This is a genomic window from Frondihabitans sp. GW821-FHT04F02 (genome assembly GCF_059420045.1).
Map to the genome: position 1 here is coordinate 125,094 of NZ_JBWKSZ010000005.1, position 14,680 is coordinate 139,773.

General features: G+C 69.6%; 12 protein-coding genes and 1 tRNA gene. 5 read left to right on the top strand and 8 right to left on the bottom strand.

What is annotated here, in order from left to right:
* Positions 1-2: 2 nt before the first annotated feature.
* Both AC07TY_RS14840 and sp36 read right to left on the bottom strand, forming a co-directional pair.
* Positions 3-464, bottom strand: coding sequence for a RidA family protein (locus tag AC07TY_RS14840; RefSeq protein ID WP_123507360.1), 462 nt, complete (start codon positions 462-464; stop codon positions 3-5).
* The gene (gene sp36, locus AC07TY_RS14845) at positions 464-622 is read right to left on the bottom strand and encodes a Sp36 family protein (RefSeq protein ID WP_199738302.1); all 159 of its coding nucleotides are present in this window, start codon (positions 620-622) and stop codon (positions 464-466) included. The genes AC07TY_RS14840 and sp36 overlap by 1 nt, the downstream gene beginning before the upstream one ends.
* Before the next feature lie 51 nt (positions 623-673).
* Between sp36 and AC07TY_RS14850 the strand changes: the two genes are divergently transcribed.
* From AC07TY_RS14850 to AC07TY_RS14870, 5 genes are all read left to right on the top strand, one after another.
* Complete coding sequence (locus AC07TY_RS14850) at positions 674-3,259, top strand: transglycosylase domain-containing protein (protein ID WP_494785801.1); 2,586 nt, start codon at positions 674-676, stop codon at positions 3,257-3,259.
* Positions 3,256-4,215: a metallophosphoesterase gene (locus AC07TY_RS14855; protein WP_123507364.1), complete on the top strand. Its 960-nt coding sequence runs from the start codon at positions 3,256-3,258 to the stop codon at positions 4,213-4,215. The genes AC07TY_RS14850 and AC07TY_RS14855 overlap by 4 nt, the downstream gene beginning before the upstream one ends.
* A gap of 50 nt (positions 4,216-4,265) precedes the next feature.
* Positions 4,266-4,339 (top strand) — tRNA-Pro (locus AC07TY_RS14860).
* Positions 4,340-4,725: 386 nt separating this feature from the next.
* Positions 4,726-6,756 carry a hypothetical protein gene (locus AC07TY_RS14865; protein WP_494785802.1) on the top strand — a complete coding sequence of 677 codons (2,031 nt, stop codon included), beginning with the start codon at positions 4,726-4,728 and terminating at the stop codon, positions 6,754-6,756.
* Between the two features lie 85 nt (positions 6,757-6,841).
* Positions 6,842-8,050, top strand: coding sequence for a DUF2510 domain-containing protein (locus AC07TY_RS14870; protein ID WP_494785803.1), 1,209 nt, complete (start codon positions 6,842-6,844; stop codon positions 8,048-8,050).
* 10 nt (positions 8,051-8,060) lie between these two features.
* Here the strand turns inward: AC07TY_RS14870 and AC07TY_RS14875 are convergent, their stop codons facing one another.
* The 6 genes from AC07TY_RS14875 to AC07TY_RS14900 all read right to left on the bottom strand — a co-directional run bounded on the left by AC07TY_RS14875 (position 8,061) and on the right by AC07TY_RS14900 (position 14,665).
* A complete protein-coding gene (locus tag AC07TY_RS14875) occupies positions 8,061-8,666 on the bottom strand; it encodes a thymidine kinase (protein ID WP_494785804.1) in 606 nt (201 codons plus the stop codon).
* A 34-nt stretch (positions 8,667-8,700) separates the two neighbouring features.
* Positions 8,701-9,444, bottom strand: coding sequence for a response regulator transcription factor (locus AC07TY_RS14880; RefSeq protein WP_123507372.1), 744 nt, complete (start codon positions 9,442-9,444; stop codon positions 8,701-8,703).
* Complete coding sequence (locus tag AC07TY_RS14885; RefSeq protein WP_494785805.1) at positions 9,431-10,576, bottom strand: hypothetical protein; 1,146 nt, start codon at positions 10,574-10,576, stop codon at positions 9,431-9,433. The genes AC07TY_RS14880 and AC07TY_RS14885 overlap by 14 nt, the downstream gene beginning before the upstream one ends.
* On the bottom strand, positions 10,573-11,748 hold the full coding sequence (locus AC07TY_RS14890; protein WP_494785806.1) for a sensor histidine kinase: 1,176 nt from the start codon (positions 11,746-11,748) through the stop codon (positions 10,573-10,575). The genes AC07TY_RS14885 and AC07TY_RS14890 overlap by 4 nt, the downstream gene beginning before the upstream one ends.
* A 313-nt stretch (positions 11,749-12,061) precedes the next feature.
* The gene (locus AC07TY_RS14895) at positions 12,062-13,492 is read right to left on the bottom strand and encodes a malate:quinone oxidoreductase (protein WP_494785913.1); all 1,431 of its coding nucleotides are present in this window, start codon (positions 13,490-13,492) and stop codon (positions 12,062-12,064) included.
* A 114-nt stretch (positions 13,493-13,606) separates the two neighbouring features.
* Positions 13,607-14,665, bottom strand: a complete 1,059-nt coding sequence (locus AC07TY_RS14900; protein WP_494785807.1) for an aspartate-semialdehyde dehydrogenase — start codon at positions 14,663-14,665, stop codon at positions 13,607-13,609.
* Between the last annotated feature and the right edge of the window lie 15 nt (positions 14,666-14,680).

Genomic DNA, 14,680 nt, shown 5'->3' on the forward strand with positions numbered 1-14,680 from the left:
GATCACTCGATCTCGAGGATGATCTCCACTTCGACGGGAGAGTCCAGGGGCAGCACCGCGACGCCGACCGCGCTGCGCGCGTGCCTGCCCGCATCGCCGAAGATCTCGCCGAGCACGTTCGAGGCGCCGTTGATGACGCCGGGCTGGCCCGTAAAAGCGGGGTCGGAGGCGACGAACCCGGTCACCTTGACGATCTGCGTGACGCGGTCGAGGTCGCCGATCACGCTCCTGGCCGCGGCGAGCGCGTTCAGGACGGCCTGGCGCGCGTAGCCGTGTGCGTCCTCCGCGTCGACCTCGGCCCCGACCTTGCCGGTGGCAGGCAGGGCCCCGTCGACGAAGGGCAGCTGGCCCGCCGTGTAGACGGTCGTGCCCACCAGGATCGCCGGAACGTAGGCGCCCGCCGGGGCGGCGACGTCGGGGATGGTGATGCCGAGCTCGGCCAGGCGATCGTCGATCGCGCCCATCAGGCGGCCTGCACGGGGCGCTTAAGATAGGCGACGAGGCCACCCTCGGGCGTCTGGAGAACCTGGACGAGCTCCCATCCCTCCGACCCGAAGTTGTTCAGGATGGCTGTCGTGTTGTGCACGATGAGGGGGGCTGTGAAGTACTCCCAGAGGACCATATTGGGTGTCCGTTCAGTCAGTTGTGTCGGTCGATCACTTACCCTGATCCTATGTCTGCCCAAAAAAAGAGGCCCACGTCTGTCGTCGGAGCCGTGTTCGGCTTCGTCGGTTTCAGCGCCCTCGCCGGCCTCCTCGTCACCATCGGAGTGACGCCGGCCCTCGCGGTCTCGAGCGTGACGGCGTCGTCGTCGATCGGGATCTTCGAAAGCCTCCCCGAGTACATCTCCATCGGCCAGCTGCAGCAGCGCAACACGCTGTACGGCGAATCCGGCGGCAAGCAGGTGCCGTTCGCGACCATCTACTCGCAGAACCGCGTCAACCTCAAGTGGGATGAAGTGTCGCCGAACCTGAAGCACGCGGTCGTCGCCGGCGAGGACAAGCGCTTCTACCAGCACGGCGGCGTCGACCTCACCAGCATCGTGCGCGCGGGCGTCGGCTCGCTCAGCGGCGGACTCGGCGAGTCGGGCGGTGGCTCGACCCTGACGATGCAGCTCGTCCGCAACATCCGTCTCGCCCAGGCGCAGGACATCAAGGACCCCAAGAAGCAGGCCGCCGCCATCAAGGACGCCAAAGAGGTCACCGTCTCGCGCAAGCTCCAGGAGATGAAGTACGCGATCGGGCTCGAGAAGAAGTACTCCAAAGACGAGATCCTCCTCGCCTACCTGAACATCGCCTACTTCGGCGATCAGACGTACGGCGTTCAGGCCGCGGCTCAGCACTACTACAACAAGAGCGCCAAGAGCCTGACGCCGACGCAGGCGGCCAGCCTGATCGCGATCGTGCAGTACCCCGAGAGCCGCGATCTGTCGACGCCGAAGAACTACAAGAACAACGTCGCGCGCCGCAATGTGATCCTGAAGGCCATGGAGGCCCAGGGCTACATCACGGCCGACACGCTCAAGCGCGGCCTCGAGACCAAGGTCGGCGACTCGGTGAAGCTGACGCCGGCCGTCCAGGGGTGCGCCGCGGTCACCGCCGGCGGCGCCCAGCAGTTCTGCGACTACGTCACCTCCCCCGAGATGATCAAGTCGTACGCGTTCCTCGGCGGCTCGGACGCCGCCCGCACCAAGAACTGGAACACCGGCGGCTACAAGGTCCACACGACGATCAACCTCGATCTGACGGCGAACGCCAAGGGCCAGATCGACCAGTGGGCCCCCGCCACGTTCTCGCAGTTTCCGCTCGGCGGCGTCGTCGACTCGGTCGAGCCGGGCACCGGCCGCGTGGTCGTCATGACCCAGAACAAGAACCTCACGACCGACGCCAGCGCCTCGCTGACGGGCCCCAACACCTACCTGAACTACTCGGTCGACACGAAGTACGGGTCGTCGCAGGGCTTCCAGGTCGGATCCACGTACAAGATGTTCACGCTGCTCGACTGGCTCGAGAAGGGGCACGGTATCAACGAGCTCGTCGACGCCACTCCGCGCACGTTCCCGACGATGACCGTCGACGGCGGAACCTACTCGACCGTCGACGGCGAGTTCCCGCAGGGCTACAAGCCCAAGAACGACGAGGGCTACATCTCCGGCTACATGACGGTCAAGACCGCCACGGCCGCCTCGGTCAACGTCGCGTACGCCAGCATGGCGCAGCAGCTCGACCTCGCCGACATCCGCGACGTCGCCCAGAAGCTCGGCGTGCACACGGCCACCGGCGCCGAGCTGAAAGACAACACGTCGTCGTTCCTCGGCACGAACAACATCGCACCGCTCACGATGGCCACCGCGTACGCGGCCATCGCCAACAAGGGCGTCTACTGCCCGTCGATCGTCGTCGACAAGGTGACGACGCCCGACGGCAAGTCGGTCGCCGGCCAGAAGAGCGACTGCCAGCAGGTCGTCGACCCCGACGTCGCAGCCACCGCCATCTCGGCGATGCAGGGCGTCTTCCAGGGCGGCGGCACGGCCTCGGGTGCACTCCCCGACGCCACCCCCGAGTTCGGCAAGACGGGCACCACCGACGACGCCGACCAGATCTGGCTGAACGGCTCGACCACGGCTCTGACCACGGTCACCTGGATGGGCGACACGTCCGGCCAGCGCCACAGCCTGCGCCAGTACTCCAGCCCGGTCTACGGCCAGGGCACGCTGGCGACGAGCCGAAGCGGCCTCTTCAAGGCCGTCCAGGGTCTCAACAACACCGTCTACCCGGGCACGGCCTTCCCGATTCCGTCGGGCAACCTCGCGACCGGCAACGGCGTCAAGGTGCCCGCTCTGACGGGAAACAGCGTCGACGCGGCGAAGAACCTCCTGAGCGGCGTCGGCCTGAACTACGTCGACGGCGGCACCCAGGCGTCGAGCCAGCCCGAGGGCCATGTCGCAGGAACGAGCCCGGGCGAAGGCAGCCTCGTGCCGAACGGCGGCAACGTCACCGTCTACACCAGCGACGGATCGCAGGCGGCCACCGTGCCCGAGCTCAGCGGCAAGAGCCTGAAGGACGCCCTCGGCGACCTGGAGGACGCCGGGTTCGACACCTCCAAGGTGACCACCGGGTTCGCCAAGAGCGACGACGACCAGAAGTGCGACGTCGTGTCGTCGAACCCCGGCGACGGCGCCTCAGCCGCGAAGGACTCCGCGATCGCACTGACCGTGGGCGGCGGCAAGAGCGGCAGAGACCCCGGGAACTGCTCGTGAGCCGCGCCCGCACGGCCGACCTCTCGCTGTCGGCGGCGACCCTCGCCGCCGTCGGGGCGGCCGGCGCCTTCGCCTACGGGGCCCTCGTGGAGCGCAACCGCTACGCCGTGCGTCGCGAGGTGCTGCCGATCCTGCCCGCAGGATCACGGCCCCTCGCCGTCCTGCACCTCTCCGACATCCACATGGCGCCGTGGCAGACCGACAAGCAGGAGTGGATTCGAGGCCTCGCGGGCCTCGAGCCCGACCTGATCGTCAACACCGGCGACAACCTCGGCCACGTCGACGCGTACGACGCCGTCGAGTACGCGCTCGAGCCGTTCCGTGACGTGCCCGGCGTGTTCGTGCACGGCTCGAACGACTACATCGCACCGAAGTTCAAGAGCCCGCTGACCTACTTCGGCGGGCCCAGCCGCGCCGGCGCCAAGCCGGTCGCCCTCGACAACGAGCGCCTCACCGGCTTCTTCGAATCGCTCGGCTGGCTCGACCTCGACAACACCGCGCGCGCCCTCGAGGTGAAGGGCAACCGCCTCGAGCTGTTCGGCGTGAACGACGCCCACCGCGACTGGGACCACCTCGAGCGCATCCCCGGAGCCCTCGACGACCTCCGCGAGAACGTCGGCTGGCAGGATGAAGACGGCCCGGCGCCGTTCACCATCGGCCTCACCCACGCCCCCTACCAGCGCGTGCTCAACTCGTTCGTCACCAACGGCGCCGAGCTGATCTTCGCCGGGCACACCCACGGCGGCCAGGTCTGCGTGCCCGGCTACGGCGCGCTCGTCACCAACTGCGACATCCCGCGCAAGCAGGTCGCCGGCCTCAGCACGTGGACGCACGCGTTCAAGACCGCCCAGCTGGAGGTCTCGGCCGGCATCGGGACCTCGATCTACGCGCCGTTCCGCTTCGCCTGCGCCCCCGAGGCGGTCCTCGTGACATTGACGCCTCCGAACATGGGCTAAAGTAGTGGAGTCCCTCGGGCCCCCGGGTTCTGAAGGGCGACACACACCATCGGGGTGTGGCGCAGCTTGGTAGCGCGCCTCGTTCGGGACGAGGAGGTCGTGGGTTCGAATCCCGCTACCCCGACGAAACAAAAATGGCTAGACCCTTGGGTCTAGCCGTTTTTGTTTCGGTGCTTGTCTGGCGCCTCTCGGCGCATGCCGTTGCTCGCTGGCGCTCGCTCCGGCCCATGGCGGTCATCCTCGGTGGCCTTCGGGCGGCGCGCCCGGGATTTCGCGCGGTGCTTGTCTGGCGCCTCTCGGCGCATGCCGTTGCTCGCTGGCGCTCGCTCCGGCCCATGGCGGTCATCACCGTCGCACGCGTGCTTTGCCCGCCGGCGCGTGGCGGTCGTGCCCGCAGAGCAGGTGGCCCCCGGACGCGGGCGACCCGGAGTGGGTCTGGGGCCGACGGCTGCCAGATGGTGGAGTAGGCGGGTTGCCCTGAGACGCGGGGCCGATCCGAAAGAGCCCGCCTTGCCTGCACGCCGCCGCCCCGCCACTCTGCTCGCCGTCCTCTGCGCGGGGGCCGTGGCGCTGGGCGCGATCGACGCGGGGACGCCGGGCCCGGCGGCGTACGCCGCGACGACGGCGGCCCCGACGCACACGGTCGACCTGTCGAACGACGAAGTGACCGTTCCGGCAGTTCCTGCGTCCCGTCTGAGGACGCCCAGGTCGACGACGCACAGCACCACGGACAGCACCAGCACCGGTGTCACCGTCGAGACCGTCTACGTCAGCCGACTCGCGGTGACCACCTCGACCAAGGACGACACGAACGGCGACGACGAGGTCGACGACGCCACCATCAAGGCGGCCGTGGCGTCGATGCACGACTACTGGTGGGAGCAGTCCTCGCACACCGTCGACATCCAGCTCGGCGGCATCGAGGACGACTCGCTCGGCCTCTCGACGTGCTCCGACCCGGGCGCCGCCCTCGACGGCGTTGCGAAGACCGCGTTCAAGGGCGCCTTCGCGAACTACAGCTGGCAGGGCACGCACAAGCACCTGATCGCCCTCAGCAAGGAGGCGTGCGGAACGCAGGCATTCGGCACGGTCGGCGGCCTCGGCGGCGAGATCTTCAGCGGCAACGGCGGCGATCAGACGTACGGGGTTCCTGTGCTGCTGCACGAGTTCGGCCACAACCTCGGCTTCAAGCACTCGGGTTCGGCGATCTGCCGCTCCTCGACGGAGTTCGACGGCCTCGGCAGCGACTTCGCCTACGCCGACGAGAAGAACGACTCGGTGCTCTGCCCGGTGCTCGAGTACGGCGACTACTCCGACATCATGGGCTACTCGCTCAAGGGCGCCCGGCCCGGGCTCTCGAGCGTCCAGCGCTCGCTCGCGGGCTATCTCTCCGACGTGGAGGCCGACGACACCGCCGGCAGCACGCAGACCTTCACGGTGGCTCCGCTCAGCGGCTCGTCCGGCAGCCGGTCGCTGCAGGTCACCGACCCCGTGACCGGCGCCGTCTACTACGTCGAGTACCGCACGAAGGCGGGCGGCGACTCGACCGACGCCGAGTTCGGCGGCTACCTGCAGAACTGCGACAAGGCCTACGGCGGATACACGAAGTGCTCGCTCGGCAGCAGCGCGTCGACCGGCATCGTGCGGATCATGCGGACCCTCGACGGGTCGGCCCAGTCGGGCACGTACCCGGCGACGTTCGTCCTCGCCACCTCGCCCGACACCGCGAGCGACCCGAGCAGGCGCGACACGCGCCTCTACGCCGGCCAGAGCTTCACCGACTACGGCTCCGGCGTCACCATCGCCGTGAAGTCGCTGACTCCTGCGTCGGGTGCTGTCGTGACCGTCAGCATCGCGGCGCCGGAGATGCCGGGCGACGAGCCGGCTCCGGCAGACAAGACCTCCGCCCCCTCGGGCAGGCCGGGAGTCGCCGGCGTCGCGACCACGACGACGCTGGCACTGAACCGCGCCTCGCAGACGTACGGGTCGACCACGACGGCGACGGCCACCGCGGCCGTGACGCTCGCAGACGGCAGCGGTGACGCCGCCGACGGCGCGGTGACCTTCTCCCGCAACGGCAGGACCGTGTCGACCGTGGCCCTCGACGCCTACGGACGCGCCTCGTACCGCCTCCCCTCGACCACTTCCGCCGGCATCCAGAAGGTGACCGCCTCGTTCACGCCTGCCGACGCCAGTGCGGAGACGTCGTCGAGTTCGGGATCGACGACCGTCACGGTGAAGAAGGCCGCGCCCAGCGTGCGATCGAGCCTGGCCGCGACGAAGGTCAGCCGCTCGACGACGCCGAAGCTGACGGTCGCCGTCTCCGCGACCGGTGTCTCCGCGCCGACCGGCACGCTCACCGTGAAGGCAGGCGGCAAGACGATCAAGACCTACACGCTGCCGTCGTCGAAGAAGGGGCGGGTGATCCTGACCCTGCCGAAGTTCGCGAAAGCCGGCCGCTACTCGCTCAAGGCGTCGTACGCGGGCACGTCGAACATCTCGTCCGGGACGACGAAAACCCTGGTCCTGACCGTGAAGTGACCGCCGTCACGACACCAGGACTGGGGATGCCCGAGGCTCCCTCGCGCTCCCTACTCTGAACAGACACACATCTCTGGGGGATCAAGTGACCGACACGACGACGACCGCTCCGCGGGCCGGCTGGTACGCCGATCCGAGCGCCGCCGCGGCCTACCGCTGGTGGGACGGCGCGCAGTGGACCGCCCAGACCCTGGACGCCGTACCGACCGCCTCGGCCCCGACCCCCGCTCCCGCATCGACCCCGGCGTCGGCCGAGGTCGAGGAGCACGCGGCCGCCGAACGGGAAGCGGCAGAGCGCGCCGCCGCCCAGCGTGCCGCCACGCAGCCGCGCCCGCAGTCGCCCGCGCTCCCCAGCCGTCGCAGCCTCCGCAACCTCCCCTCGGTCGCCGTGGGCACTCCCCCGGCCGGGTCCGTCGAGCCGACGGTCGCCGCACCGGCCGCCGCCGCATCATCGCCCTACGTGCCGCTGAACCCGCTGGCCACCACCGCCACACCTCCCGCGTCGCCGAGCGACGGCTGGCACACGCCGGCCGCGTGGATCGCCAACGCGCCGGCCTCGCCGGAGCACGCCGTGTACGGCACGGGATCCCCTTTCGGAGCCTCCCGCCCCGGCGCCTTCACCCTCCAGCCCCGCAACAAGCCCGCGCGCCTCGCGCTGACGTTCATGCTGATCACTCTGATCACCGACGGCGTGTCGATTGCACTCACGACTCAGCGACTGCTCACCTCCCCCATCGCAGTCCTGGCGCAGCTGGGAGTCGGCGTCGTGGTGATCGGCCTCGTCATCGCAGCCGTCCCGCTGTCGATCGTGGGTCTCGTCCGTGCTTCGCAGATGAAGTCCTCCGGGCTCACCCCGGTCGGCCGGCCCCACGCGGTAGCGGCCCTCATCCTCGCGCTGCTCTTCCTGGCGCTGTTCGGCCTGGCCCTCTCGGTGGGCGTCCTCGCCGGTCTGGAGCGCGCCGGGTCGCACACCACGACCTCGAGCACGACGGGCGCAGGAACGGGCACCTCCGCCATCGCCCACAGCGCCGCCGGGGCCCCCACCCCGGTCATCGGCACGCCCCAGGCCGACGGAACCCTCCTCTACTCGCAGGCCCAGGCTCAGGCGGCGCTCACGGCCGCAATCAAGGGCGACACGAGCATCGCCGCCACGGTCGGATGCCCGGCCACCGTCGCCCTCTCGGTGGGCGCGTCGTTCGAGTGCCGTGTCACGCTGCCGGGCGGCACCGCCACGGCGCACGTGAGCGTGCTCGACTCCACGGGACGCTCCGAGATCCAGACCAGCACCCCGTAGCGGCCGCGACTCAGGCCAGGCGCCCGCCAGACTCCTCGAGGTAGCACGAGCCGCACAGCGGCTCGTACGTGACCGTCGCGCCGTCGATGGCGACCTGGTCGCCGTCGAAGACGTAGGCGCCGTCGATCAGCCGGGCGTTGAACATGGCCTTGCGCCCGCAGCGGCAGATCGTCTTGAGCTCTTCGAGCGAGTGCGACACCTCGAAGAGCCGCGCGGCGCCGTCGAAGGCCCGCGTCTGGAAGTCGGTGCGGATGCCGTACGCCAGCACGGGGATGTCGTCGAGCACGGCGATGCGCAGCAGGTCGTCGACCTGGGCGGCGGAGAGGAACTGCGCCTCGTCGACCAGGAGGCAGGCGAGTTCCTGCCCCGTCTCATCGCGGACGCCCTGTCTCGCGGCGCTGAACACGGCCGCCAGGTCGTCGCCGGCCCCGACCAGGAAGTCGGTGCGCCGGGTCACGCCGAGACGCGAGACGATCTGATCATCGCCGCGCGTGTCGGTGTCGGGCTTGGCGAGGAGCACGCGCTGACCGCGCTCCTCGTAGTTGTAGGCCGCCTGCAGGAGCGCGGTGCTCTTGCCGGAGTTCATGGCTCCGTAGCGGAAGTAGAGTTTTGCCACTCCGAAAGCGTAGCCGGGCCGACGCGGTCGGCTGCTACTGGAGGTAGCCGTCTTCGGCCGCTCGCCTGATGAGCTCGGCCTTCTTCGACGCGGGGCGGTTCGCCTTCGCGTACTTCTCGCGGACGCGGCGCAGGTAGGTCTTGGCGGTCTCGTACTGCACGTTCATCTGCTGGGCGACCTCGTTGGTCGAGAAGCCCGATACGTACAGGCGGAAGGCCTCTGCCTCGCCGGCGCTGAGCTTGGGGCGGCTCTGGTTGGCCGCGCCCACCGGGAGCGGGCGCCAGTCGCGCTGCGGGGCGTTGTCGCGGGCGACGCCCATGACCTGGCGGGCGGCGTCCATGACCTCGCGCATCGGCAGCGCCTTGCTGAGGAAGGCCGAGGCCCCGGCGTCGAGGGCGCGCTCGCGCGACTCGCGGGTGTCGAGGCTGGACAGCACGACGACCTTGGCTCCGGCGGCACGGCAGGTGCGCACTCGGGCCTCGATCGACACCGGCTCCTTGAGCTGGAAGTCGAGGAAGACCAGGTCGGTCGGGAAGTTGTCGCTGTGCACCAGCTGGAGCCAGGTGTGAGCCGTCAGCACGAGGTCGAAGTCGTACGCGTTGACGTTGATCCAGCTCGACAGGCTGTCGAGGAGCACCTCGTGGTCGTCGAGGATGGCCAGTCGCACTCGACGCTGCGAGGGCGCTTCGGGGGCGAGCGAGTTCCAGGAGGCGACGGGGAGGGGCCGCGACGAACTCGACCGGAGAGTGTTGCTGCCCGTCGGGTCAGTGCTGGTCATAGGAGAACCTTAATGTGAGGAAGGAGCCGTTCACATCGACCTGGAGGTCGCGGAACAGGATGCGGAGGACGGCGAAGTAGGGGGCGAAGTGCTGCCTGGCGGCAGCGTCCGTCGAGGTGCTCTCCACGCGGAGGAGCGCCCGGACGAGAGGGGCGTCGTCGTGGAGGACGATCCCCAGGCTGGAGGTGCGAGTGGCGTCGTCGACGGACATCGCGTTCACGATCGCGCGGACGGCTGTCCGCTGGTCGGTGGTCATGTGGTCGGCGAGCCGGGAGCGGTCGACGACAGTGCCCGCCTCGCCGTTGGGGCAGACGTCGAGCAGGGCCTGCTCGAGCCAGCTGCGGTCGGCGTCGGCCACGATCCGCTCTCGGATCAGCGTGGCCACCTCGCCGGCGCGGCGGGTGTCGGCGTCGGTGACCTCGCCGCGCTCCACCAGAGACGTGAAGAACGGGACGACGTCGCGGTTGAGACCGGTGACGCGATCCTGCTGGACAGAACGGGCGATGCCCGAGCGCACCTCGGAGGCGCGCTCGGCGGTCAGGGACTCGGCGCGGTCGGTCCACTGGCTGACCTGCCGCACGAAGTTGGCCGAGTAGACGGCGCTGCCGACGCCGAGCGCGACGACCGGCGTGACGCCGACGGCGACGAAGACGAGGGCGGGCGCCTGCGTGGCGAAGGTCGGCGCCTCGAGGAGCACGACGATGCCGACGGCGACGGCCGAGACGACCGTGGCGACGAGCAGATCGCGGCCGGGGCGGTACGGGGCGCACGCCAGGATGAGGAGGCCGATGACGGTGCTCCCCCAGTCGTCGCGCACCATGACGTCGTGGCCCGCCGTGGCCACCGCGGCGAGCAGCATGCCGAGCACGCCGCAGGCGACGACGGCCACGAAGCGCGTGCGGCGGAGCGGGGCTCGGAGGGGGCTCGACGCGACGATGAGGGTCGCGGCTGCGATGACGACGAAGACGATCGACATGATCGAGAAGCCGTCGCGCATGACCTCGTCGACCTGAGTCAGAGTCCGGCCTATCGCGAGGGCGACGGCGAACAGGGCGATGACGACCGTCACCGGACGCATGTTCAGGGCGCCCAGCGGATCGACCTGCTGGGCGGTGGCCTCGCGATCGCTCATGCGGCGTCCTCCGCCGAGCGGGCGATGGTCGGGACGTCGCCCCTCGGCGCGGTCTCGGATGCCGCGGCGGGCTCGGCCGGGAGGTCGATCATGACCGAGGTGCCGCTGCCGGGAGACGACCAGATCTGGACGACCCCGCCGACGCGCTCGATTCGCGCGCGGATGGAGTTCTTGACGCCGAGGCGGTCGCGGGGCGTCTCGCTCTCGGTGAAGCCCACGCCGTTGTCGATGACCATGACCGAGACGTCGGAGCCCGAGCCGAAGACGACGACCTCGGCCCTGTCGGTGCCGGAGTGCTTCTGCACGTTGGCCAGGCACTGCGCGACTGCCAGCGCGAGGGCACGGCCCCGGACCGAGTTCAGGCGGACCACGGCCAGCACGTCGCCGGTGACGGCGACGTCGAGACCGGCGTCGATCGACTTGCCGATCGCCGAGTAGAGCTCTGTCGCCTCCCAGTCCACCTGGGAGGAGGTGAGGCCGGCAGCGGCCTCGTTGAGCCACTCCTGGCCGATGAGGACCTCGAGGTCGTGCTCCATCGCGGAGACGAGCTCGGGGTCGAGGCGGCCGGGCTTCGCCAGCGAGAGCGCGGCCAGGTGGCTCAGGACCGTGTCATGCACGAGAGCCGACGCCTGCTGCTCGATCTCGAAGCGGACCCCCGACATCTGCACGTCGCGGGCCGCGCGGTGGAGGTTCGGCTGCACCCGCTTTGCGCGCTCTCGGGCGACGAGGCTTCCGCCCATCGTCGCGACGATGAGGATGTAGCCGAGCAGGGTCGTGACGTCGACCTTCGGCTGGGCGTGCGTCTGCATCGTCGCGATCTGCGTGGCGATCTCGCCGGCGACCAGGCCGAACGTCGCCCAGAGCGGGCCGCGGCTGGCATAGAGGCCGCTGCCGCCGACCATGACGAGGGCGAGCTTGGGCAGCGAGAGGCTGAACGCGTCAGACGATTGGACGCTCGCGATCTGCGAGAGCACCGCGACCGCGTAGACGTAGACCGAGGCGCCGCCGATCACGAGGTACGCGACGGTCGACGCCGTCGACCGGACCTTCTCGATGAGCAGGATCAACGCGAACATCGGCACGAGCGCCAGGAGCGCCGGCCACAGGATCAGGGCGGGCCGGGACAGCTGCACGGCGCTCAGGACGACCGCCGCCGCGATGAGCAGCATCATGGCGATGGCGTGACAGGAGCGTGCGATCGCGCGACCCGAACTCTGAGGAGCGAGATGACTGGGTAGCCCGAGCAGCACGCGTCCTCCTTCGTTCCGGCCCGCGTCAGCATGTCTGTGGACTGCAGGGGCCGCAGCGAGATCTGCGGCTATTCGAAGTATCGCAAAAGACGGCGGCTCCGTGTACCCCGGTTTCAGGGGACATAACGCGGGTGGACCACCCATATGGGGCTATTTGTGCCCCGAATGCGGTCCACGCAGATCATACTGCCGACGGGCGACACATGACGCCAACCCGGGCCGGTACAGACGGGGGTCAGGCGTGGATGCCCAGCGACTTCGCGGTCGACTCCATGGTGGCCGCGGCCTTCTTCTCGTCGTCGGCCAGCTGCTCGCCCACCGTCGGGATCATGGCGCGCAGCTTCGGCGCCCACTCGGCCTTCTTCGACGGGAAGCACCGGTCGAGCACGGTGAGCATGATCGGGACGGCCGTCGAGGCGCCAGGCGAGGCACCCAGCAGGCCGGCGATCGAGCCGTCGGCCGCCGAGACGACCTCCGTGCCGAACTGCAGCACGCCGCCCTTCTTGGCGTCTTTCTTGATGACCTGCACTCGCTGGCCCGCCGTGATCCGGTACCAGTCCTTCGGGTCGGCGTCGGGCATGAACTCGAGCAGTGCGTCGAACTTCGTCTTCTTCGACGCGGCCAGCTGGCTCACGAGATACTTCAGCAGGTCGAAGTTCGACAGCGCGACCCGGATCATCGGGTACAGGTTGTGCAGCCGGATCGACTTGAACAGGTCGAGGTACGAGCCCGACTTCAAGAACTTGGGGCTGAAGCCCGCGTACGGCCCGAACATCAGGCTCGCGGTGCCGTCGACCACCCGGGTGTCGAGGTGCGGCACCGACATGGGCGGCGAGCCGACGGCGGCCTTGCCGTACACCTTGGCCTGGTGCTTCGCGACCACCTCGGGATTGTCGGTGCGCAGGAACTCGCCGCTCACCGGGAAGCCGCCGAATCCGGCGATCTCGGGGATCCCCGACTTCTGCAGGAGGCCGAGCGCCCCTCCGCCGGCGCCGACGAAGACGAATCGCGCCCGGACCCGGGTCGTCTCGGCGGTAGCGCCGCTCACCACGGTCAGCCCCCAGCCGGTGCCGGGCAGGCGGGTGAGGTCGGTGACCCGGTGGCCGAGCAGCAGCTCGGTGCCGGTCGAGGTGAGGTGGTCGAACAGGTTGCGGGTCAGCGCCCCGAAGTCGACGTCGGTGCCGGCCAGGATGTGCGTCGCCGCGACGGGCTCTCCCGGGGAGCGACCGGCCATGAGGGCAGGGGCCCACTCCGCGATCGTGCCGGGGTCGTCGCTGAACTCCATGCCGGCGAACAGCGGGTGCCCTTCGAGCGCCTCGTTGCGCTTGCGGAGGTACTCGACGTTCGCCGCACCCCAGACGAAGCTCATGTGCGGCGTCGAGTTGATGAAGCGGTCGGGCTCGGGGAGAGCCCCGGCGCCGATGAGGAACGACCAGAACTGGCGCGAGACCTGGAACTGCTCGTTGACCTTGACCGCGCTCGTGATGTCGATCGAGCCGTCGGCCTTCTGGGGCGTGTAGTTCAGCTCGCAGAGGGCCGAGTGACCGGTGCCCGCGTTGTTCCACGGGTTGCTGCTCTCCTGCGCGACGTCGTTCAACGACTCGTAGACCCGGATCGTCCACTCGGGCTGGAGCTCGTGAAGGAGCGTGCCGAGGGTCGCGGACATGATTCCGCCGCCGATGAGGGCGACGTCGATGGGCTCCGTTGCAGCAGTCACCAGTCGAGTCTATGGCTCGACGAGCGTCCGCGTTCTCGGGTAACGCTCGATGCCGAGCGAGACTCAGCCGGCGGCGACCGTGCGACGCGCCGCGACGATCTCGGCGATCTGCACCGCGTTCAGAGCGGCACCCTTGCGGAGGTTGTCGTTCGAGATGAACAGCGCCAGCCCGCGGTGGCCCGGGGCGCCCTCGTCGTGGCGGATGCGGCCCACGAAGCTCGGGTCCTGGCCGGCGGCGGCGAGCGGAGTCGGCACCTCGGACAGCACCACGCCGGGGGCCGACGAGAGGATCTCCGTGGCGCGCTCGGGCGTGAGGTCGTGGGCGAACTCGACGTTGATCGACAGCGAGTGGCCGGTGAAGACAGGAACTCGCACGCACGTTCCGCTCACGCGCAGATCGGGCAGCTCGAGGATCTTGCGGCTCTCGTTGCGGAGCTTCTTCTCCTCGTCGGTCTCGTTCAGACTGTCGTCGACGAGGCTGCCCGCGAACGGGATGACGTCGAACGCGATCGGGGCGACGTACTTGACCGGCTCGGGGAACGACACCGCGGCGCCGTCTTGGACCAGGCCGATGGTGTCCTGCTCGAGAGCCGCCCTGGCCTGCGTCAGGAGCTCCTCGGCGCCGGCGAGGCCGGAGCCCGAGACCGCCTGGTAGGTGCTGACCGTGAGCCGCTCGAGCCCGGCCTCGGCATCGAGCACCTTCAGCACGGGCATGGCGGCCATTGTCGTGCAGTTCGGGTTGGCGACGATGCCCTTGACGGCCTCGTCGATGGCGTGGGGGTTGACCTCGCTGACGACGAGCGGCACCTCGGGGTCCATGCGCCAGGCGCTCGAGTTGTCGATGACCAGGACGCCCGCGGCGGCGAACAGCGGGGCGTGCTTGCGCGATCCGGTGGCACCAGCCGAGAACAGCGCGATGTCGAGACCGGAGGGATCAGCCGTCTCGACGTCTTCGACGACGATCTGCTCGCCCTTGAACGGCAGGGTGGTGCCGGCGCTGCGCGCGGTGGCGAAGAACCGGATCTCTGCGATCGGGAACTCGCGCTCCTCGAGCAGCCGGCGCATCACGGCACCCACCTGCCCGGTCGCACCGACGACGCCTACGCGGAGGCCTTCAGCCATGGTCTTGTCCTGTTC